This window comes from Streptomyces calidiresistens, assembly GCF_014141525.1.
Taxonomy (GTDB): Bacteria; Actinomycetota; Actinomycetes; order Streptomycetales; family Streptomycetaceae; genus Streptomyces; species Streptomyces calidiresistens.
In genome coordinates, this window is sequence record NZ_VKHS01000019.1 from 1 (window position 1) to 21,353 (window position 21,353).

The following is a 21,353-nucleotide window of genomic DNA, read 5'->3' on the forward strand; positions in this document are numbered from 1 at the left end:
CCGCCCATCCGTCCCCGGCGGGGTGTCGACACGCCCACCACCGCCCCGGAATGTCCGGTTGTCGGTGGTGGGTGTTCTGTTTCCGGCGCATGGCACACATCACGAGGCGGTCACACTTGCGACGGCCGTCTGTTTATCGGACGTTCCGTGGCCATAGATTCCGCTGCACGCCGCACCCCGCCGTGTGCCGGTCTCCACCCGGTGTGCACGACTCCCGTGCGGTGCCCTTCGGCTCCGGATTCGCTCCAGGGGGTACCCCATGCTCAGCAAGAGAGTCGTGAAGCTCGCGATACCGGTCGCGATCGGCGCGCTCGCGCTCACCGCCTGTGGTGACGACGGGGGCGGCGGTGGGGGTGACGCCTCCGGGACCGTCTTCAAGATCGCCTACCAGGGCCCGCTCTCCGGCGACAACGTCGACCTCGGCATCAACATGGAGAACGGCGTCAAGCTCGCCATCGACGAGGCCAACGAGTCCGGCGACTACGACGTCACCTTCGAGTACCTGGACGCCGACGACCGCGGCGAACCCGGCCAGGCCACCGCCGCCGCCCAGCGCGCCATCGACGACGAGGACGTCATCGCCGTCGTCGGCCCCGCCTTCTCCGGCGCCGCCGCCGTGGCCGCCCCCCTCTACGGTGAGGCCGGTATGGCCGCCCTCACCCCCTCGGCCACCAACCCCGACCTCACCCAGCAGGGCTTCCCGACCTTCCTGCGCGGCGTGCCCAACGACGCCGAGCAGGGCGCGGCGATCGCCACCTTCTTCGCCGAGCAGGGTGTGGAGAAGGCCATGGTCATCGACGACCTCGGCGACTACAGCATCGGCCTGGCCGACGTGGCCCAGCAGGGCATGGAGGAGGCCGGCATCGAGGTCGTCCGCGAGTCGGTGCCCGCCGACACCGTGGACCACAGCGGCATCGCCCGTACCGCCGTGACCTCCGGCGCCGACGGCCTGGTCTACACCGGCTACTACTCGCAGGCCGGCCCGCTGGCGGTCAAGCTCTCCGAGGCGGGGTTCGAGGGCATCAAGCTCGCCGGTGACGGCGTGAAGGACCCCGAGTTCATCAACCTGGCCCCCGGTGGCGAGGCCGAGGAGTGGTACCTCAGCTGCCCGTGCCGCGACCTGGACGCCGACCAGGAGGGCCGGGACTTCACCGAGCGCTACGAGGCCGAGTACAACCGCGAGCCGGGCACCTACACCCCCGAGGCCTACGACGCCGCGATGATGATCATCGAGGCCGTGGCCGAGCTGGGCGAGGCCGCCGACCGCCAGTCGGTCTACGAGGCGCTGTCCGTCGGCACGCACGACGGCGTGGCCAAGACCCTCAGCTTCGACGAGAACGGTGAGTACGCCGGCTCCGGCATCTACATCTACCGCGTCGAGAACGACACCATCACCGTCCTGGGCGACATCTCCGAGATCACCGGCTGACGCCGGGCTCGGCATCACCACCGGCATTCCGGCGGGGCGTGGCCGATCCCACGCCCCGCCGTTTCCCGCCCAGCCGTCGCCGCGGCGGCGTCCCCCGGGACCGGGGAGCCGCCCGCCGGGGCGGCGAACCCGCAAGGAAGTGCCTCGATGACCCTCTTCGACTTCTGGGACGTTCTCGTCCTGGGGGTGGTGCTCGGCTCCTTGTACGCCGTCATCGCCATCGGTTACACCCTCGTCTACGGCGTCCTCCAGCTGCTGAACTTCGCGCACAGCGAGGTCTTCATGACCGGAGGGTTCGGTGGGGTCATCGCCCTCACCCTCGTCGTCCCCGTCGCCTCGCCCTCCCTGGCACAATCCGCCGGATACGTGGTGCTCGGCATCTGCACCGGCGCCCTGCTCGGCGCGACCGTCGCCTTCTTCCTGGAGAAGGTGGCCTACCGGCCGCTGCGCCGCCGCAACGCCCCCCGCCTGGTCTTCCTCATCACGGCCATCGGCGCCTCGTTCTTCCTCTACAACCTCGCGGGCAAGCTCTTCGGCCGCAACGCCATGCCGATGCCCCGGATGTACGAGAACCGTACGGTCTTCACGATCTTCGACACCACCATCAACATCACCCAGCTGCTCATCGTCGGCAGCGGCGTGCTGATGCTCCTGATCGTCGACCACGTGGTCAACCGCACCAAGCTCGGCTCGGGCATCCGGGCCGTCGCCCAGGACCCCGAGGTCGCCTCCCTCATGGGCGTGAACATCGACAAGGTCGTCTCCCGCACCTTCGTGCTGGGCGGCCTCATGGGCGGCGCGGCCGGCTTCCTGTTCGGCACCACCAACCAGGTCTTCTACACGATGGGCTTCCTGCCCGGCATCACCGCCTTCGCGGCGGCGGTCCTCGGCGGGATCGGCAACGTGCGCGGCGCCATGCTCGGCGGCATGACCCTCGGCATCGTCGAGGCGTTCACCGTCGACGTCTTCGGCGACGCCTGGCGGTACGTCGGCGCCTTCGGGGCCCTGGTCCTGGTGCTGATGTTCCGTCCCACCGGCATTCTCGGCGAGCGCGTGGCGAGGACGGCATGACAGCGATCGACAACACCTCCACCACCGGCGCACCCGGTCCCACGGGGTCGAAGCGGGCCGCCGAGGCCGCCCGCCTGCGCCGCACCGCCTGGTACTCCCACCCCCGCTTCAAGCGGCTGGTCGCCCTCATGGGCGTGGCCCTCGTCGGCGCGCAGGTCACCGGCGAGCAGGGCACCAACCGCGACATCTTCCACGCCCTGCGGGAGAACATGACCGGCCCCGGCCTGTGGCTGTGGGTCGGCGCCTGCCTGCTGATCTGGGTGGTCCGCGAGTTCCTCCGCGCCCCGGTGGCCAACGCCTGGTCCACCGCCCGTCGCGCCGGCACCGGCCCCGCCGAGCGGGCCCGCACCGTGTGGCGCCGCGACCCGCGCCTGCGGATGCTCGCCCTCACCGCCCTGCTGGTCTTCCTGGTCGTGCTGCCCTTCCTGGTCAGCCGGCACTGGCAGCAGGTCCTGGTCGACCAGATCGCCATCTACGTCCTGCTGGCCATCGGCCTGAACGTGGTGGTCGGCTGGGCCGGCATGCTCGACCTCGGCTTCATCGCCTTCTTCGCGATCGGCGCCTACAGCGCGGCCTTCTGGACCGGCTCCCTGCCGGTCGCCCCGCCGTTCGAGCTGAACAACTTCGCGGTCATCCCGATCGCGGTGATCACCTGTCTGGTGGCGGGCGTCCTGCTGGGCGCGCCGACGCTGCGCCTGCGCGGCGACTACCTGGCCATCGTCACCCTCGGCTTCCACGAGATCGTCTACCTGATGGCGAAGAACTGGGTCGAGTTCACCGGTGGCACCCGGGGTGCCTCGGTCGACCGCTTCAGCATCGACCTGGGCTTCTTCAGCTACCAGTGGGGTCTGGACCCGCGCCCCTACTACTGGCTCCAGCTCGGCTTCATCGTGGCGCTGCTGGTGCTGTTCATCCGCCTGGAGCACTCGCGGGTGGGCCGCGCCTGGACCGCCATCCGCGAGGACGAGGTGGCCGCCGCCGCCACCGGCGTGGACACCGTCCGGTTCAAGCTGCTGGCCTTCGCCATCGGCGCCTCCACCTCCGGCGTCGCCGGCGTGGTGTACGCCAGCAAGCTCGGCTTCATCAACTCCGAGTTCTTCATCGTGCTGTTCTCGGTGCTGGTGCTGTCCTACGTGATCTTCGGCGGGATGGGCTCCATCCCCGGCGTGCTGCTGGGCACCGCCATCCTCATCTGGCTGCCGGAGTTCCTGCGGGACACCGTCCCGGCCCAGGACCGCTACATGTACCTCGGGGCGCTGCTGGTGATCATGATGATCTACCGGCCGCAGGGACTGTGGCCCTCGCGCAGACGGGTCCGTGAACTGCACATGGCGGAGGAGGGCACCGCCACCCGGGCCATGCCGGCCGCCGGCGGACGCCCCGCGACCACGGGAGGGGACACCCCGTCGTGACCACCGAGACGAAGCGGGCAGCCGATCGCCCCGCCGGGGGCGGCACCGAGCCCCACCCCATGATCCTGCAAACCTCCGGGGTCACCCTCCGCTTCGGCGGTCTGACCAGCCTCGACCACGTCGACCTGGAGATGCGGCGCGGCGAGATCCTGGCCATCATCGGCCCCAACGGGGCCGGCAAGACCTCGCTGTTCAACTCCCTGACCGGCGCCTACCTCCCGCAGGAGGGCGCCATCACCTACCGGCCCCGGGCCGGTGGCGAGGAGGAACTGCGCGGGCGCAAGCCGTTCCGGGTCAGCCGGCTCGGCCTGGCCCGCACCTTCCAGAACATCCGCCTGTTCGGGGCGCTCACCGCGCTGGAGAACGTCAAGATCGCGGTGGAGACCCGGCAGCGCACCGACGCCGTCTCCATCATGCTCGGCCTGCCGCACGCCCGACGCGCCGAACGGGACAGCGACCGGCGTGCCCACGAGGTGATGCGCTTCGTCGGTCTGGAGCACCGGATCAACGAGCTGGCCGCCTCCCTCAGCTACGGCGAGCAGCGCCGGCTGGAGATCGCCCGCGCGCTGGCCACCGAACCGGAACTGCTCCTGCTGGACGAGCCGGCGGCGGGCACCAACCCCACCGAGAAGCACGACCTGGAGGAGTTGATCCGCCGGATCAACACCGAGTTGGGGGTCAGCGTGCTCCTCATCGAGCACGACATGCGGCTGGTGATGTCGGTCGCCGACCGGGTCGCGGTCCTCAACTTCGGCCGGAAGATCGCCGAGGGCACCCCCGGCGAGGTCCAGCGCGACCCGGCCGTCATCGAGGCCTACCTCGGCTCCTCGGACGAGGAGGAGGCGGAGGCGGTCGCCGATCTGGTGGCCGACCTCGACGCCGAGCACGCCGACGACCCCGACTGGCGCGGCGGCGACCACGCCGCCGGCGAGCGGCCGAACCACGGGGAGGAGCGGCCGTGAGCGACCGCAACGACCACCGCACGACCGAAGGGGCCGGGAGGGTGAGCACGGAGAAGTCCACCGCGACCGCGTCGGACGCGGCCGGAGCGGAGGCACCGCTGCTGGAACTGCGGGATCTGCACGTCTTCTACGGGGCGATCGAGGCGCTGAAGGGGATCAACCTCAGCGTGCGCACCGGCGAGGTGGTGGCCCTGCTCGGCGCCAACGGTGCCGGCAAGTCCACCACCCTGCAGACCGCCTCCGGCATGATCGCCCCCCGACAGGGCGGCGTCCTGCTGCACGGCGAGCGGGTGGACGGCATCGCCTCCCACGAACTGGTCCGCTTCGGCATCGGCCACGTCCCCGAGGGACGGCGGGTCTTCGCCCGCATGTCGGTGCTGGAGAACCTCCACATGGGGGCCTACCGCTTCAAGCGACCGGACCCGAGGGACCTGGAGCGGGTCTTCCACCTCTTCCCGCGCCTCGCCGAACGCCGCAAGCAGGTGGCGGGCACGCTCTCCGGCGGTGAGCAGCAGATGCTCGCGATCGGCCGGGCCCTGATGGGCAAGCCGGAGCTGCTGCTGCTCGACGAGCCCTCGATGGGCCTGGCGCCGCTGATCGTCCAGCAGATCTTCGACATCCTCAAGGAGATCAACGAGCAGGGGACCACCCTGCTGCTGGTCGAGCAGAACGCCTCCCGGGCCCTTCAACTGGCCAACCGGGGTTACGTCCTGGAGACCGGCGAGATGGTGATGGAGGGACCGGCGGGGGAGTTGTTGGCCGACCCCCGGATCCGCGCCGCCTACCTCGGCGAGCACGTGGAGGCCGAGCACTCCTGAGCGACCGGACGGGCGGGGCGTCACGGGGATCACCCGTGACGCCCCGTCGGCGCGTTCGGGCGGGGAGGACGGGGCGGGCGGAGGCGGTGTCGGCGCGCTGATCACCGGTCCGCTCACCGCCCTCCGGCGAGCGGGAGGGCGCCGAGCAGCAGGACGCACCCCGCCCCGGCGGCGGCGCACGGGGCGAGGGCCCGCCCGATCTCCCGCGCCCGCCGATGTCGGGCACGTCGGCGGCACCGGGCCCGGGGAACCCCTGGACGAGTCGACAGAGCTGATCCGCCGATACGAGAACAGCCGATACGAGAACAGCCGATACGAGAACCGCCGATACGAGAAGGAGTACGCCGACTGAGCGAGACCCCCCGGCGGAAATCCACCCACAGCGGCAACGACAACGGCAACCGCCTGGAGGTGCGGGACGACGTGCCCGCCACGGTGCCCGTCCGTGACGGCAAGCGACCCGAGGGACCGGTGGTGAACGTGCCGGCCGTCGCCCGGGTCGACTTCGTCGACCACCTCGGGCACCGGGCCCGAGCCCGGGACCGGGAGCCCGCACGCCGCACGCCGGCCCGCGATCGCCCCGGGATCGCGGGCCGGCGTCGTGCGCGGTGGGCGGAAAACCCCGTGCGCCGCCGACCGGGTGCCGGCTGCGGGGAGCTGCCCGGAGACCTGCGGGACGGGGCCCCGGCGGATGCCTCGGGACAGCGGGGCCGGCAGGGAGGGGGCGTTCCCGGTGGTGATGACGGTGGTGGTTGTGGCCTTCCGTGAAGGAGTGCGTATGGATGCGTGCGAGGGGGTCAGTCCCAGGCCCGTCGTTCCCGGCCGCGAGGGTCGTCGACCCGGGTCCACTCGGTGTCGATGCGCATGGTGGCCCGGCGCTCGGTGTCGTACGGGTCCCAGCCGGGGTTGCCGGTCCCGGCGAACCGGACCCAGGTCTCGTGCATGCGGGCGGCGAGATCCGCGGGGGGCGTGTCGGGGCCGAGCAGGGCGGCGGGACCGTGTAGCCGGGGGAGGTGTGCGAGATCGAAGACGAAGGGCAGCTCCATGGCGTGGGTGGCGCCGAGCTGTCCGTCAAGTGCCCGGGAGCGCCAGGCGAACTCGTAGGCGTGCGTGGCGGACCCGGGGTGGGCGGCATGCGCGCCCGCCAGGGCCCGGCTGCCCGCGCCGAACAGCGCGTCGCTCATGATGGCGGAGCGCAGCTCGCCGAAGGACGCCTCGGGGCGGGACCTGCGGTACGTCTCGACGAGCCGCCCCGCCTTCGGGTGCGCGCGTGCCGCCGTGTCGTCGACATCCGCAGCGGTCGAGGTGGCGTACTTGCCCACGGGGACCAGGTAGAGGTTTCCCTCCTCGGTGTTGGTCCCGATGAGCAGGTCGACATCGGCGCCCGGGCCGGCGGCGAGGGATTCGGCGGGCTGCGTGTCGAGGACCAGGCTGAAGGGGCTGAGTCCGAGCAGCGGATCGTGGTGCGTGTCGGTCCGCAGGTCGATGCCCGCGAGCCGGGAGGCGGCCTCGACCAGGCGGTCGTCGGAGATGTCCGCGAAGGCGTCGACCCGGGGCTCGATGCCCAGGGCCTCGGCCGCTGCCCGGGTGACGCGGGCGGCCTGTTCGGGGGTGAACGCCCCCAGACCGCTACCGCTTTGGACGATCGCCCGGCGGAAGAGGCCCGTGGCCCCGGGGGCGGCCAGGACGCCACCGACGATGGTCGCCCCGGCCGACTGGCCGAAGAGGGTGACGTTGTCCGGGTCACCGCCGAAGGCGGCGATGTTCTCCCGCCCCCAGCGCAGCGCGGCGATGACGTCGAGCATGCCGCGGTTGGCGGGCGCGCCGGGGATGTCGAGGAACCCGGCGATGCCCAGCCGGTAGTTGACGGTGACGAGGACGACGCCGTCACGGGCGAAGGCGGAACCGTCGTACAACGCGGACCGCGTCGAGCCGGCGACGAATCCCCCGCCGTGGACGAACACCATGACCGGCAGGCCGCCGCCGCCGGCGGCGGGCGTGAAGACGTTGACGGTGAGGTAGTCCTCCCCGCGGCTCCAACCGGCCCCGAAGTAAGGGGACATGTCCACGCCGCCGAGCCTGCGCTCGGACTGCGGCGCGTTGGGCCCCGGCGCGGTGGCGTCCCGTATGCCGTCCCACGGCTCGTGCGGCCGGGGCGGGGCGAACCGGCCGGCGCCGCGGGGAGGGGCGGCATACGGGATGTTCAGGAAGGCGGCGGTGCCGCCCCGGCGCAGGCCGCGGACGGCACCCTGCGCCGTGGTCACGACGGGTTCGGGATGATGATTCACGGTCAGGCCTTCCCCGGGCCTCAGCCCTGCTCGGTGTACGGGGCGAAGGGAGCCCAGCCCTTGATGGCGAACCTGCTTCCGTCGCGCACGACTTCGGCGGCGCCGTGGCCGCCCAGGTGCGCGGGGATCACGAGAGCGTTGTTGTCGGCCGCCCAGCCCAGCACCTTGCGGCGGGTGGCGCGGGCGCCCGCGGGATCCTCGCAGAAGCAGCTGTTGGCGTCGGGTTCGAGGATCTGCACGGGGTTGTGCAGCATGTCGCCGACGAACACCGCGCGGTCCGTCCCGGAGGTGAGGGTCAGCACGGAGGAGCCGGGGGTGTGTCCGGGAGCCGTGTCCAGGCGCAGGCCGGCGTCGATCCGGTGGCTGTTTTCCCACAGCAGCGTCCGGCCGGACCGGTGCACCGGGGCCACGCTGTCCTCGAAGACGTTCTGGTTGCCGCGGCCGAGCAGCGACTCGTGGCCGTTCTCGGGATTCCAGAAGTCGAAGTCGTCCTTCGGTATCAGATAGGTGGCGTTGAGGAAGGTGGGCACCCATTGCCGGCCGTTCAGGTATGTGTTCCAGCCGACGTGATCGATGTGGAGATGCGTGTTGATCACGATGTCCACGTCCCCGGGCTCGACGCCGGCCCGGGCGAGATTGGCCAGGAAGCCTGTTTCGAGGCGGTTCCAGACCGGCGCGTACGGGCGGTCCTTGTGGTTGCCCACGCCGGTGTCGACGAGGATGATCTTGCCCTCGCTGCGCAGTACCCAGGTCTGGATCGCGGAATTCACGATATTGGTCTCGGAGTCCAGGAAATGCGGGGTGAGCCATGAGGCGCTGTCGTCCCACACTTCCGTCGAGCTTTCCGGGAAGAAGGTTTCGGGCGTCATTTCGACGGAGCCGAAGTATTCCCGTACCCGGGTGATGGTGACGTCGCCCAACGTGATGCTTTCCATAAGGCCTTCTCGGGGATTCGGGGGCTTTCCCGGAACCGTACGAGCAGACTCGGGCACGAGGTATCCGTCACGTGACTGCACCCGGGCCCACGGTCCGGGCCCGGGGCGCGGCCGCTTGTAGCCTGGACGGGGCAAGACGAGGCGGCTCCCTCGAGGAGCCACAGTTCCTGGAGACCCCGTGGACGAGCGCGCAGGCGACCGCGGTGCGGTCATGGGACCGGAGCCGGATCCGGGTGAGCCGTTCGTCGGCCGGGACGCGGAGCTGGCACGCCTGTTCCATGCGGTGGACTCGGCGTCGGCGAACCCCGTGGTGATGCTGGTCGGTGACATGGGCACGGGGAAGAGCGCGCTGTTGGACCGTGCGGTGCGTCGGGCCGAAGCCGGCGGTGCTCGCGTACTGCGGGCCGAGGGCAGCGAGTCGGAGGCGAGGTTGGCGTTCTCCGCCCTTCACCAGTTGCTGCGGCCGGCGTCGGCCGCGGTGGACGCGCTGCCGGAGAGGCAGCGCGCTGCGATACGGGACGCCTTCGGTGTGGCGCCGTCCACGCCCGGGCGTTCGGGCGCACCCGATCCCATGCTGATCGGGGTCGCCGTCCTGAGCCTGCTGTCGGCCCCGGGCGACCGGCGTCCCGTGCTGGTGGTGTTGGACGATGCACACTGGTTCGACCGTGCCTCCCTGGACGTACTGTCCTTCGTCGCCCGAAGGTTGGAAGGGGAACCGGTCACGATGCTGATCGCGGTCCGTGGCGGCGATCACCTCCCGGGATTCGACCGTCACGTGCCGACGCTCACTCTGGGACCGCTCGACGGCGCTGCGGCCAATCGGCTCCTCGACCTGCAGCCGAGGAGCCCCGCCGGCCCCACCAGGAGGCACATCCTCGACCAGGCCGGCGGCAACCCGCTGGCACTGGTGGAACTGACGAGGGCGGCCACCGCACACGACGCGGCCCCGGGGATGCCGGCAGGTCCACTCCCGCTCACCGATCACCTGGAGCGGATCTTCGCCGCCCGCCTGAACGGCCTCCCCGCCGCCACGAGGCGGGCCCTGCTGCTCCTGGCCGCCATGGACGGCGTCGACACCGCGATCGCCGTCCCGGCCGGGCTTCCGGACGCCGGGGACGAGACCTGGATGCCCGCCGAGGAGGCCGTCCTGGTGCGGCGGACCGGCCGAGACGTCCGGTTCCGCCACCCGCTGGTCCGCTCCGCCGTGTATCACGCCGCATCCCCGGGCGCCCGGCGCGGGGCTCACCTCGCGCTCGCCGAGATGCTGCGGGAGGAACCGGACCGGCGTGCCTGGCATCTGGCCGCCGCCTGCCCGGGCCCGGACGCGGCCGTGTCGGCGGAGCTGGAGCGGACCGCCGCCCGGGCCCGTCGGCGCGGCGGCCATGCGGCGGCGGCCCGGGCCCTGCAGCGTGCCGCGGAACTCGCACCGCGGCGTGAGGACGGCGCGCGGCTTCTGGTCGAAGCCGCTTCGGCGGCCGTGTTCACCGGTGACCTCGCCCGGGTCGAGGAACTGGCCGCCGCGGCACGCACCCGCACGGATGACGCGTCGCTGTTGGCCTCCGCCGCGGTGCAGGTCGGGCGACTGGCGATGCTGACCGCGCGCCACACCGCGGTTTTCACCCGACTGACCGACACCGCCGAGGAGTTGGCGGTCTCCCAGCCCGCCGCGGCGCTGGACCTCCTGGCCGGCGCCGCCGTGGTCCGCTTCTACTCCGGGGAGGACACCTGGCGCCACCGCATCCGAAACATCCTGGAGCGCCTTCCCGGCGACGCCGCGCACGCGGGCTTGCGCACCTGGGTGAGGGCCGTGTCGGACCCCTTCGACGGCCGGGCCCACCTCGTCTCGCTGCTCCCGCGGTTGGCCGCCGAGGCGAAAGCCGGGCCGGAGCAGCTCGTCGCCGTCGGGATCATGGCATGGCTCCTGGACGAGACCCCGTGGGCCGTCCGGGTCTTCGACGAGGCCTTCGAGCGCTGGGAGTCGCGGGGGCCGCTGCCGGAGGGGCTGGGCGGCGCGATCGCGTGGGCCCATGTGGAACGAGGAAGGTGGGACCGGGCCCGTGAGGCCTGCGCCCGCATCACCGCGGTCGGCCGGGTGACCGGCCTCGACCACGCCGTGGCCTGCGCGGCCACGGTGGATGCCACCGTGCTGGCCCACCGGGGGCACGCCTCCTCGGCCCGGGCCCGGGCCGAGGAGGCGCTCGCGCTGATCGATCCGCTGGAGAGCCGCTCGGTCCGCGTTTATGCCCGTCGTGCGCTGGGCGCCGCGGCGGCCGCGGAGGGCGCGTACGAGACGGCCTACGACCACCTGCGCATGGTGTTCACGGCGGACGGCGCCCCTGTGCACTACCACGCCTCCCACCCGGCTCTCGCGGATCTGGCCGCCGCGGCTGTGCGCAGTGGTCGGCGCGAGGAGGCCGCGGCGATCGTCGAGCGTTCCGCACGCACGCTCGCGGACGACGCTTCACCGCGCCTGCGTGCGTTGATCAGCCGGGCCCGGGGCCTGCTGGCGGACCCCGGGGATGCCGAGCCGCACTTCCGGGCGGCCCTGGCCGACCCGGTCCTCGAGCACTGGCCCTTCGAACGTGCCCGGGCCCTGCTGGATTTCGCCGAGTGGCTGCGGCGGCGTCGGCGCATCGCGGAGGCACGTGGGCCGCTCACCGAGGCCCTGGAGATCTTCCGGCGCCTGGGCGCGCATCCGTGGACCGAGCGGACCCGGGCCGAATCGCGGGCCGCCGGCCTCGGTGTCACGGACACGGCCCCCGACGCGCTCGCCGAGCTCTCCCCGCAACAGCGGCGGATCATCCATCTCGCCGCCCGGGGGCTGACCAACCGCGAGATCGGCGAGAGGCTCTTCCTCTCCCCGCGCACGGTCGGCTCGCACCTCTACCGCAGCTTCCCCAAACTGGGCATCACCGCCCGCTCCCAGCTGCGCGACCTCCTCCGGGGCACCCGGGTGACGGGCAGCCACCGGGAATAAGGGCACGCCCGGCGGTGGAAGCGGTCACCCGACGCGTATGGGTCGACCTCATCGACCACCCCGGGCACCGGGTCCGGGAGCCCGAACGCCGCACGCCGGCCCGCGATCCCGGGGTGATCGCGGGACGGCGTCGTGCGCGGTGGGCGGAAAACCCCGTGCGCCGCCGCCCGGGTGCCGGCTACCCTGGTGGGGTCCTGTTGTCTCCGATAGAGGTGGACGTTGCGCATCTGAGGTTCGCGATCACCGCGCGGCACGGCTCCCGGCCGTGTGCCGTCGTCCGGTGGAGACCCCGTCTCCCGCACGACGCGCCGCGTGGATGCGACCTCCGGTGCACGGGCCGTCCCCCGCACGGGACCCGCACCTCTCCCGCCCCCTCCGGGCCGGTCGCCGCACGGTGCTCGCACACGCGCCCATCGACCGTTCCGCGAGCGTGATTGCGAGAGAACACCCGTGCCCCACACCACCGCGTCGGCCGGTCCCTCGGTGACCTGTTCCGACCTCACCTTCCGATGGCCGGACGGCACCCCCGTCGTCGACGGACTCTCCCTGACCGTCGGACGGGGCCGCACCGGCCTCGTCGGCGCCAACGGCGCCGGCAAATCCACCCTGCTCCGGCTCATCGCCGGTCTGCTGCGCCCCCATCGGGGCTCGGTGGCCGTCTCCGGCCGGCTCTCCCACCTGCCGCAGGACCTCGTCCTCGACACCGGACTGCGGGTCGAGCACGTCCTGGGCATCGCCGAACGCCGGGCCGCGCTGCGCGCCATCGAGTCCGGGGACCCCGACGAGCGGCACTTCGGGACGATCGGCGACGACTGGGACGTGGAGGAGCGCACCCGGGCGACCCTCGACTCCCTGGGCCTGGACCACCTCGACCCGGATCGCGAGGTGGGGCGGATGTCCGGCGGGGAGACCGTCCTGCTCGGCCTGGCCGCCCGACTGCTGGAGCGTCCCGATGTGCTGCTGCTGGACGAACCCACCAACAACCTCGACCTCTTCGCCCGCCGGCGGCTCCACGAGGCGGTCGCCGGGTACCGGTCCGGGGTGTTGATCGTCGTCTCGCACGACGCCGACCTGCTGGAGCACGTGGACGGCATCGTGGAACTGTGCCCCGGCGGCGGGACCACCCGCTACGGCGGCGGGTGGTCCGCGATGACCGAGGCGGTGGCGACCCGCCGGGAGGCCGCCGACCGGGCCCTGCGCTCGGCCGAGGCGGATGTCCGCAAGCGGCGGCGCGAACTGGAGGACGCCCGGCTGCGGATCGGCCGTCGGGCCCGGCACGACCGGGTCCTGGACGCCCGCCGCACCGCCCCGCGCATCGTCGCCGGCGCCCGCAAGCGGGCCGCGCAGGAGTCGGCCGGCAAGCTGCGGGGCGTGCACGGGGAACGACTGGAGGAGGCCCGCGAGCGGCTGGTCGAGGCGGAGGAGGCGGCCCGCCGGGAGGAGGAGATCCGGGTGGACCTGCCGCACACCGCCGTCCCGGCGGGCCGCACGGTGCTGACCCTGCGCGGGGTCCGGCTCCCGCTGGGCGGGGCGGGGGAACTGGACCTGGAGGTGCGCGGCCCGGAGCGGATCGCGCTGATCGGCCGCAACGGCTCGGGCAAGAGCACCCTGCTGCGCGTCCTGGCGGGGGAAGTGGAGCCGGTCGCCGGCGAGGCCCGGACGTGCGTCCCGACGCGGTACCTGCCCCAGCGGCAGGACGTGCTGGACGACGCGCTGAGCATCGTGGGGAACGTCGGGCGCGTGGCCCCGGGGGCGGGGACCACCGAGGTCCGCGCCCGGTTGGCCCGGTTCCTGTTCAAGGGCGCACGCGCCGATCGGCTCGTGGGCACGCTCTCGGGCGGGGAACGCTTCCGGGCCTGCCTCGCGGCCCTCGTGCTCGCGGAACCGGCCCCGCAGCTGCTGATGCTGGACGAGCCGACCAACAACCTGGACCCGGCCTCGGTGCGGCACCTGACCGGGGCGCTCGCCTCCCACCGGGGGGCGCTGTTGGTGGTTTCCCACGACCGGGCCCTGTTGGAGGCGATCGGCATCACCCGGTGGGTGCTGCTGGGGGAGGAGTCCGGGGAGATCGGGCGGGAGGAGGCCCTGAACCTCTTCGGGGCCCCGCCCGCCGACTGATCCGTGCCGATCCGCCCCCGGTTCCGATCCGCCCCCGGTTCCGATCCGGGACGTTCCGATCCGGGACGTCCCGATCCGGCGGGTGGGGCGGATCAGGCCGCCGGGTTCTCGCGCAGGGCGCAGGTCAGCCGGGCGGAGCAGATCCGCTTGCCCTCCTCGGAGGTGATGACGATCTCGTAGGTGGCCGAGGTGCGCCCGGCGTGCACGGGGACCGCCACGCCGGTGATGGTGCCCGAGCGCACGCCCCGGTGGTGGGTGCAGTTCAGATCCACGCCCACCGCGATGCGGTCCGGGCCGCCGTGCAGCATCGCGCCGACCGAGCCCAGGGTCTCCGCCAGCACCGCCGAGGCGCCGCCGTGCAGCAGGCCGTAGGGCTGGGTGTTGCCCTCCACCGGCAGGGTGCCGATCACCTTGTCCGGGGCGGCCTCCAGCACCCGCAGGCCCATGCGGGTGCCGAGGTTCCCGGCGGAGAACAGGGCGTACAGGTCGATGCCGCGCCCGGACCACAGGTCCAGGACATCGCGCGGGAAGAGGGGCAGGGGGGTGTGGTCCCCGGTCCTCCCGTCGCCGGTCCCCTCGTTCCGTTCCCCCTGCGTCGTGTCGCCCATGTGGCCCGTCCGTTCCTCGTCGCCGGTCCCCGCGCGGTGACGCGGGTGTCCCGCTCCCGTCCTATCCCGGGGTTCGTGCTCCGATCAAGCGCTTGCTCAGTCCTTCGTGGGGGTGAGCCCGATCACCACCGATTTGCTGGTGGGGGTGTTGCTGCCCTCCGCCGTCGAGTCCAGCGGCACCAGCACGTTCGTCTCCGGGTAGTAGGCCGCCGCGCAGCCGCGCGCGGTGGGGTAGTGCACCAGCCGGAAGTCCGGGGCCACCCGCTCCACGCCGTCCGCCCACTCGCCGACCAGGTCCACCCGGTCGCCGTCGGCGAACCCCAGCGCGGCGGCGTCCTCCGGGTTGACCAGCACCACCCGCCGGCCGCCGCGCACCCCCCGGTACCGGTCGTCCATGCCGTAGATCGTGGTGTTGTACTGGTCGTGCGAGCGCAGGGTCTGGAGCAGCAGCCGCCCCTCCGGCACCCGGGGCCACTCCACCGGGGCGGCCGTGAAGTTGGCCCTCCCCGTGGCGGTGGGGAAGCGCCGCTCGTCGCGGGGGGCGTGCGGCAGGGCGAACCCGCCCCGCCGCCCCACCCGCTCCTCGAAGTCCTCGAAGCCCGGGATCACCCGCTCGATCCGCTCCCGGATCAGCCGGTAGTCCTCGGCGAACTCCTCCCACGGCGTGGAACTGCGCCGTCCCAACACGTGGCGGGCCAGGCCGCAGACGATCGCCGGTTCGGAGCGCACCCGCGGACCGGGCGGGGTCAGCCGCCCCCGGGAGGCGTGCACCTGCCCCATGGAGTCCTCCACGGTGACGAACTGCGGCCCGGTGCCCCGCTCGTCCCGATCGGTGCGGCCCAGCGCCGGCAGGATCAGTGCCCGCCTGCCGGTCACCACGTGCGAACGGTTCAACTTCGTGGAGACCTGAACGGTCAGTCGCGCCCGGCGCATCGCCGCCTCGGTCACCGCCGTGTCGGGGGAGGCGGAGACGAAGTTCCCGCCCATGCCGATGAAGACCTTGGCCCGGCCGTCGCGCAGCGCCCGGATCGCCTCCACGGTGTCCATGCCGGGTTCGCGCGGCGGCGTGAAGCCGAACTCCCGCTCCAGCGCGTCGAGGAACCACGCCGGCGGGCGTTCCCAGATGCCCATGGTCCGGTCGCCCTGCACGTTGCTGTGCCCGCGCACCGGGCACACCCCCGCGCCCGGTCGGCCCACGTTCCCGCGCAGCAGCAGGAAGTTGACGACCTCGCGGATGGTGGGCACCGAGTGGCGGTGCTGGGTCAGCCCCATCGCCCAGCACACCACGATCCGGTCGGCGGCCAGCACCATCCGCAGCGCCTCGTCGATCTCCTCCGCGGTCAGGCCGGTCGCGGCGAGGGTCTCCTCCCGGTCCGCCCCCCGGGCCACCGCGGCGAATTCCTCGAAGCCGTGCGTGTACCCGCGCACGAACTCCTCGTCCACCGCCCCCGGCGTCTCCAGCAGCATCCGGTTCAGCATCCGGAACAGCGCCTGGTCGCCACCGACGCGGATGCGCAGGAACAGGTCGGTCAGCGACGTGCCCCCGCCGACCAGCCCCCGGACCGTCTGCGGGTTGCGGAACGCCATCAACCCCGCCTCCGGCAGCGGGTTGATCGAGATGATCCGGGCGCCCTCCGCCTTGGCCCGCTCCAGCGCGCCCAGCATCCGCGGGTGGTTGGTGCCCGGGTTCTGGCCCGCCACGATGATCAGATCGGCCCGGTACAGATCCTCCAGCAGCACGCTGCCCTTGCCCACCCCGAGCGTCTCGTTCAGGGCCGACCCCGAGGACTCGTGGCACATGTTCGAGCAGTCCGGCAGGTTGTTGGTGCCGAACTCGCGGACGAACAACTGGTACAGGAAGGCCGCCTCGTTGCTCGTCCGCCCCGAGGTGTAGAACAGCGCCTCGTCCGGGGAGTCCAGCGCGTTCAGCTCCTCCGCGACGATGTCGAACGCCTCGTCCCAGCCGACCGGCACGTACCGGTCCGCCCCCGGCGCCCGGTACATCGGCTCGGTCAACCGACCCTGCTGTCCCAGCCAGTACCCGGAGCGGTGCTCCAGGTCGGACAGGGGGTGGGCGGCGAAGAACGCCGGACCGACCCGACGGGGGGTCGCCTCCTCGGCCACCGCCTTCGCGCCGTTCTCGCAGAACTCGGCGAGGTGCGGCTTGTCCGGCTCGGGCCAGGCACAGCCGGGGCAGTCGAAACCGGACGGCTGGTTGACCCGCAGCAGCGTCAGCGCCGTGCGCCGCGCCCCCATGCCGCGCCGGGCCATCCGCAGGGTGTGTCCGATCGCCGCGGCGCCGGCGGCGTGGTCGGCGGGGGCCGAGATCACCGGGTTCTCCTCCCCGGGGGCGTCGCCGTGCCCGTCCCCCTCGTCCCGGACGTCCCGGACGTCCCGGGCCTCCGGGTTCCTCGACTCCTCCGACCGCTGCGCCACGGGGTCCTCCTGCGGATCGTCGTTGCGGGGTCGCGCCGCCCCGCCCCTGCGGCCGATCGTGCCACGTCGGAGGCGTCCGGGCACCCCCGCCGGGCACCCGTTCGGCCCGGAGCGCACGGGCCCGGGGCGGGCGACGGGGACACCGGTGCCGGCCCCGGGGGCGCGGGGCCCCGGGATCCGAACCATCGGCACGCGCCGGGACACGCGGCGGCGGGCGGGGAGTGTCGGTGCCGCGTGGGAGGATGCCGAACGTGACCGAGAACGCATCGACGACCGAGCAGCGAACCGACCCGCCCGCCGATCGCCCGCCCGTTCCCGGGGCGAGCGGCGCGGAGCCCGCCGGCCCTCCCCGGCTGATGTTGCTCGACGGCCACTCGTTGGCCTACCGGGCGTTCTTCGCGCTGCCCGCCGAGAACTTCACCACCGGCGACGGGCGCCCGACCAACGCGGTCTACGGCTTCACCTCCATGCTGGCGAACACCGTGCGCGACGAGCGCCCCACCCACCTCGCCGTCGCCTTCGACGTCTCCCGCCGCACCTGGCGCTCGGAGCGGTTCGCCGAGTACAAGGCCAATCGCTCCGCCACCCCCGACGAGTTCCGGGGGCAGGTGACCGCCATCGGCGAGCTGCTGGACGGGATGAACGTCCCCCGCTTCGCGGTGGAGGGCTTCGAGGCCGACGACATCATCGCCACCCTCGCCACCCGGGCCGCCGCCGAGGGGTTCGAGGTTCTCGTCGTCACCGGCGACCGCGACTCCTTCCAGCTGGTCTCCGACCGGATCACCGTCCTGTACCCCACCAAGGGCGTGTCCGAGCTGACCCGCTTCACCCCCGCCGCGGTGGAGGAGAAGTACGGCCTGGCCCCCGAGCGCTATCCCGATTTCGCCGCCCTGCGCGGCGACCCCTCGGACAACCTGCCGGGCATCCCCGGGGTGGGGGAGAAGACCGCCGTCAAATGGCTGCGGCAGTTCGGCTCCCTGGAGGAGCTGCTGGAGCGTGCCGAGGAGGTCAAGGGCAAGGTCGGCGCCAACCTGCGGGAGCACCTGGAGTCGGTGCGCCTCAACCGTGAACTCACCGAGATGGTCCGGGACATGGACCTTCCCGCCGGTCCGGCCGACCTCGTCCGCGCCCCCTACGACCGCGAGGCCGTCACCGCGCTGCTGGACTCCCTGGAGTTCCGCAACCGCAGCCTGCGCGAGCGCCTGTTCGCCATCGACCCGGCCGAGGCGGAGGCGGACGGCGGGGACGGCGCCGGTACCGGCGAGGAGGGGCCCGGGATCGAGGGCACCCGGCTCGCCTCCGGAGCCGTCGCCGACTGGCTGGAGCGGCACGCCGACGGACCGGTGGGCCTGGCCCTGCTGGACGAGTGGAAGCTCGGCAGCGGCACCGTCCACGCCCTGGCGATCGCCCGCCCCGACGGCCCCGCCGCCCACATCGACCCCACCGACGCGGACGCCGACGACGAGCGGGCCCTCGCCGAGTGGCTCGCCGACCCGGGGCGCCCCAAGGTCGTGCACGGTGCCAAGCAGGCCCGGCGGGTGCTGGCCGAGCACGGCTGGGAGGTCGCCGGCGTCACCATGGACACCGCCCTGGCGGCCTACCTCATCCAACCCGGTCGGCGTTCCTTCGACCTGGAGGGGCTGGGCCTGGAGTTCCTCGGCCGCGAGCCGGTCGCGACCGGTGGCTCCGACGGTCAGCTCGCCCTGGACGCCGACGAGGACGCCGAGTCCGAGGCGCTGATGCGCCGGGCCCGCACCGTCCTGGACCTGGGGACCGCCCTCGCCGAGCGACTGCGGGACGTGGGGGCCGAGGACCTCCTGCACGACATGGAGCTGCCGGTCTCCGACCTGCTCGCCCGCATGGAGCGCGCCGGCATCGCCGCCGACCGGGGGCGGTTGGAGCGGCTGGAGCAGCAGTTCGCCGCCGCCGTTCGGCAGGCCGTCGAGGACGCCCACACCGCGGTGGGCCACGAGTTCAACCTCGGCTCGCCCAAGCAGCTGCAGGAGGTCCTCTTCGGCGAGCTGGGCCTGCCCCGCACCAAGAAGACCAAGACCGGCTGGACCACCGACGCCGACGCCCTGATGTGGCTGGCCGGACAGACCGAGCACGAACTGCCGGTGCTGATGCTCCGCTACCGCGAGCAGGCGAAGCTGCGCACCACCGTGGAGGGGCTGATCAAGGCCATCGCCCCGGACGGCCGCATCCACACCACTTTCCAGCAGACGGTCGCCGCCACCGGCCGGCTCTCCTCCACCGATCCCAACCTCCAGAACATCCCCGTGCGCACCGACGAGGGCCGCGCCATCCGGGGCGCCTTCGTGGTGGGGGAGGGGTGGGAGTGCCTGCTGACCGCCGACTACAGCCAGATCGAACTGCGGGTCATGGCCCACCTGTCCGAGGACGAGGGGCTCATCGACGCCTTCACCTCCGGCGAGGACCTGCACGACACCGTCGCCTCCCAGGTCTTCTCGGTGCCGCGCGACCGGGTGGACCCGGAGATGCGCCGCAAGACCAAGGCGATGAGCTACGGCCTGGCCTACGGACTGTCGGCCTTCGGACTCTCCCAGCAGTTGGGCATCGGCGCGGACGAGGCCCGGCGGCTGATGGACACCTACTTCGAGCGCTTCGGCGGGGTGCGCGACTACCTCCAGCGGGTCGTCGGCGAGGCCACCGCGGTGGGTTACACCCACACCATCCTGGGACGCCGCCGCTACCTGCCCGACCTCTCCAGCACCGACCGCCGGCGTCGGGAGATGGCCGAGCGAATGGCGCTCAACGCCCCCATCCAGGGCACCGCCGCCGACATCGTGAAGATCGCCATGCTGCGGGTGGACACGGCGCTGCGCCGGGAAGGGCTGCGCACCCGGATGCTCCTCCAGGTGCACGACGAGATCGTGCTGGAGGTCGCGCCGGGTGAGCGCGCGGTGGTCGAGGATTTGGTGCGCCGGGAGATGGCGGGTGCCGTGGAGTTGCGCGTCCCGCTGGACGTCTCCATCGGTGTCGGCGACACCTGGGAGGCCGCCGCCCACTGAGCGGACCACCCGTCACGGCCGTGTCCCCGCGCCCCGATCGGCGCCGGCCGACACGGTCGTGACCGTTCGTCGGACGATCGGTGAGCACGGTGTGTTCGGATCCCGAACACGGTGGGTGGAACCTGGTTCGGGAACCGGGTGTTGACGTAATGTCGTCCCCGTTGTCGATCGACGCCCGGAGCGACCCTTCGGGCTCCCCGGGGCGCGGACATTCCACCCGCGCCCCGAGCGGGGTCGGGTCGACGGGATCGCGGGGAGAGCGAGGGCGGGTCGTCGACGACCCGTGGAGGGGAGAGATCGGGTGGCGTCCACCAGGCGCAGGATCAGGCGCGGACTGTCCGGGTCGGCACTGGCCGCGGTCGCCATGGCGGCCCTCACCGCGTCACAGGGGACGGATCTCCTGCCCGGCGCCGAGGCCGCCGACGGCTCCAAGGACGCGAAGGGCGGCAACGACTACTCCGGCCGCCCCTACGACACCGAACTCCCGCCGCTGGGCGTCCCCGACCCCGAGACGGACCCGGAGTCCGCGGACGGGGCGGGATCCGGCCCCGACGGGGTTCCCGCCGGCCCGGTCGGCGAGGCCGCCGCCGGCATACCCGCCGCCGTGCTCGCCGCCTACCGCGCCGCCGAGGCGTCCCTCGCCGCCTCCCACCCCTCCTGCGGTCTGGAGTGGGAACTCCTCGCGGCCATCGGGAAGGTGGAGTCCGGCCACGCGCGCGGCGGCGCGCTGGACGCGGAGGGCAACGCGATGCCCCCCATCCTCGGGCCGGTGCTGGACGGCAACGGCTTCGCCCGCATCACCGACACCGACGGCGGCCGGTGGGACGGGGACGCGGTGTACGACCGGGCCGTGGGCCCCATGCAGTTCATCCCCTCCACCTGGGCGGGATGGGGCGCGGACGGCAACGGTGACGGGATCAGCGACCCCAACAACGTGTACGACGCGACGCTCGCCGCCGGCCACTACCTGTGCGCAGGCTCCCGGGATCTGAGCCGCGCCGCCGACCTGGACCGGGCCCTGCTGAGCTACAACAACTCGCGCGAGTACGTGAACACCGTCCTGTCGTGGCTGGAGTACTACCGCGAGGGTGTGCACGCCGTGCCGGACGCCGGCCCCGGAACCGGTGGCACCGGTCCCGGAAGCGGCGGCGGGAGCGGCAGGGCGGACCGGGAGGAGACGCGAACCGACCGCCGGGAGGAGGGGACCCGGCGGGAGGAGCGGCCGGCGACCGCCGCGCCGCCTCCGTCGCCCGCCCCGACGAAGCCC

The 21,353-nt window shown here is 73.0% G+C and carries 13 protein-coding genes and 1 pseudogene; 10 read left to right on the forward strand and 4 right to left on the reverse strand.

Features of this window, described 5'->3' with window-relative positions:
- Positions 1-259: 259 nt before the first annotated feature.
- The 6 genes from FOE67_RS01950 to FOE67_RS01975 all read left to right on the forward strand — a co-directional run bounded on the left by FOE67_RS01950 (position 260) and on the right by FOE67_RS01975 (position 6,460).
- Entirely contained in the window at positions 260-1,429 is a 1,170-nt protein-coding gene (locus FOE67_RS01950; RefSeq protein WP_182659991.1) for a branched-chain amino acid ABC transporter substrate-binding protein, read from the forward strand.
- Positions 1,430-1,576: 147 nt separating this feature from the next.
- Positions 1,577-2,500, forward strand: coding sequence for a branched-chain amino acid ABC transporter permease (locus tag FOE67_RS01955; protein WP_182659992.1), 924 nt, complete (start codon positions 1,577-1,579; stop codon positions 2,498-2,500).
- On the forward strand, positions 2,497-3,912 hold the full coding sequence (locus FOE67_RS01960) for a branched-chain amino acid ABC transporter permease (protein WP_182659993.1): 1,416 nt from the start codon (positions 2,497-2,499) through the stop codon (positions 3,910-3,912). Before FOE67_RS01955 ends, FOE67_RS01960 begins: the two co-directional genes overlap by 4 nt.
- Positions 3,909-4,874 carry an ABC transporter ATP-binding protein gene (locus FOE67_RS01965; protein ID WP_438874172.1) on the forward strand — a complete coding sequence of 322 codons (966 nt, stop codon included), beginning with the start codon at positions 3,909-3,911 and terminating at the stop codon, positions 4,872-4,874. Before FOE67_RS01960 ends, FOE67_RS01965 begins: the two co-directional genes overlap by 4 nt.
- Before the next feature lie 41 nt (positions 4,875-4,915).
- On the forward strand, positions 4,916-5,692 hold the full coding sequence (locus FOE67_RS01970) for an ABC transporter ATP-binding protein (RefSeq protein ID WP_182660001.1): 777 nt from the start codon (positions 4,916-4,918) through the stop codon (positions 5,690-5,692).
- A 348-nt stretch (positions 5,693-6,040) separates the two neighbouring features.
- Positions 6,041-6,460, forward strand: a complete 420-nt coding sequence (locus FOE67_RS01975) for a DUF397 domain-containing protein (protein ID WP_182660002.1) — start codon at positions 6,041-6,043, stop codon at positions 6,458-6,460.
- Positions 6,461-6,489: 29 nt separating this feature from the next.
- Here FOE67_RS01975 and FOE67_RS01980 read toward each other — a convergent pair whose 3' ends face one another.
- Positions 6,490-7,980: a carboxylesterase/lipase family protein gene (locus FOE67_RS01980; RefSeq protein ID WP_182659994.1), complete on the reverse strand. Its 1,491-nt coding sequence runs from the start codon at positions 7,978-7,980 to the stop codon at positions 6,490-6,492.
- Between the two features lie 20 nt (positions 7,981-8,000).
- The gene (locus FOE67_RS01985; RefSeq protein ID WP_182659995.1) at positions 8,001-8,915 is read right to left on the reverse strand and encodes an MBL fold metallo-hydrolase; all 915 of its coding nucleotides are present in this window, start codon (positions 8,913-8,915) and stop codon (positions 8,001-8,003) included.
- Positions 8,916-9,093: 178 nt separating this feature from the next.
- On the opposite strand from FOE67_RS01985, the gene FOE67_RS01990 reads away from it, so the two are divergent.
- Together FOE67_RS01990 and FOE67_RS01995 are read left to right on the forward strand one after the other, a co-directional pair.
- Entirely contained in the window at positions 9,094-11,892 is a 2,799-nt protein-coding gene (locus tag FOE67_RS01990) for a helix-turn-helix transcriptional regulator (RefSeq protein WP_323384045.1), read from the forward strand.
- Positions 11,893-12,342: 450 nt separating this feature from the next.
- Positions 12,343-14,010, forward strand: coding sequence for an ABC-F family ATP-binding cassette domain-containing protein (locus FOE67_RS01995; protein ID WP_182659996.1), 1,668 nt, complete (start codon positions 12,343-12,345; stop codon positions 14,008-14,010).
- 92 nt (positions 14,011-14,102) lie between these two features.
- Here the strand turns inward: FOE67_RS01995 and FOE67_RS02000 are convergent, their stop codons facing one another.
- The gene (locus tag FOE67_RS02000) at positions 14,103-14,618 is read right to left on the reverse strand and encodes a PaaI family thioesterase (RefSeq protein WP_182659997.1); all 516 of its coding nucleotides are present in this window, start codon (positions 14,616-14,618) and stop codon (positions 14,103-14,105) included.
- A gap of 96 nt (positions 14,619-14,714) precedes the next feature.
- Positions 14,715-16,949, reverse strand: a complete 2,235-nt coding sequence (locus FOE67_RS02005) for an FdhF/YdeP family oxidoreductase (protein ID WP_323384050.1) — start codon at positions 16,947-16,949, stop codon at positions 14,715-14,717.
- A 347-nt stretch (positions 16,950-17,296) separates the two neighbouring features.
- Between FOE67_RS02005 and polA the strand changes: the two genes are divergently transcribed.
- Together polA and FOE67_RS02015 are read left to right on the forward strand one after the other, a co-directional pair.
- Positions 17,297-20,086 (forward strand): DNA polymerase I, encoded by a 2,790-nt coding sequence (gene polA, locus FOE67_RS02010; RefSeq protein ID WP_182659999.1) that lies wholly within the window; start codon positions 17,297-17,299, stop codon positions 20,084-20,086.
- Between the two features lie 301 nt (positions 20,087-20,387).
- A pseudogene (locus tag FOE67_RS02015) lies at positions 20,388-21,353 on the forward strand (lytic transglycosylase domain-containing protein); the annotation flags it as partial.

Coding starts and splice junctions, on each gene's coding strand:
- FOE67_RS01950 (WP_182659991.1), top strand. CDS start 260: ATGCTCAGCAAGAGAGTCGTGAAGCTCGCGATACCGGTCGCGATCGGC.
- FOE67_RS01955 (WP_182659992.1), top strand. CDS start 1,577: ATGACCCTCTTCGACTTCTGGGACGTTCTCGTCCTGGGGGTGGTGCTC.
- FOE67_RS01960 (WP_182659993.1), top strand. CDS start 2,497: ATGACAGCGATCGACAACACCTCCACCACCGGCGCACCCGGTCCCACG.
- FOE67_RS01985 (WP_182659995.1), bottom strand. CDS start 8,915: ATGGAAAGCATCACGTTGGGCGACGTCACCATCACCCGGGTACGGGAA.
- FOE67_RS02000 (WP_182659997.1), bottom strand. CDS start 14,618: ATGGGCGACACGACGCAGGGGGAACGGAACGAGGGGACCGGCGACGGG.
- polA (WP_182659999.1), top strand. CDS start 17,297: ATGCCGAACGTGACCGAGAACGCATCGACGACCGAGCAGCGAACCGAC.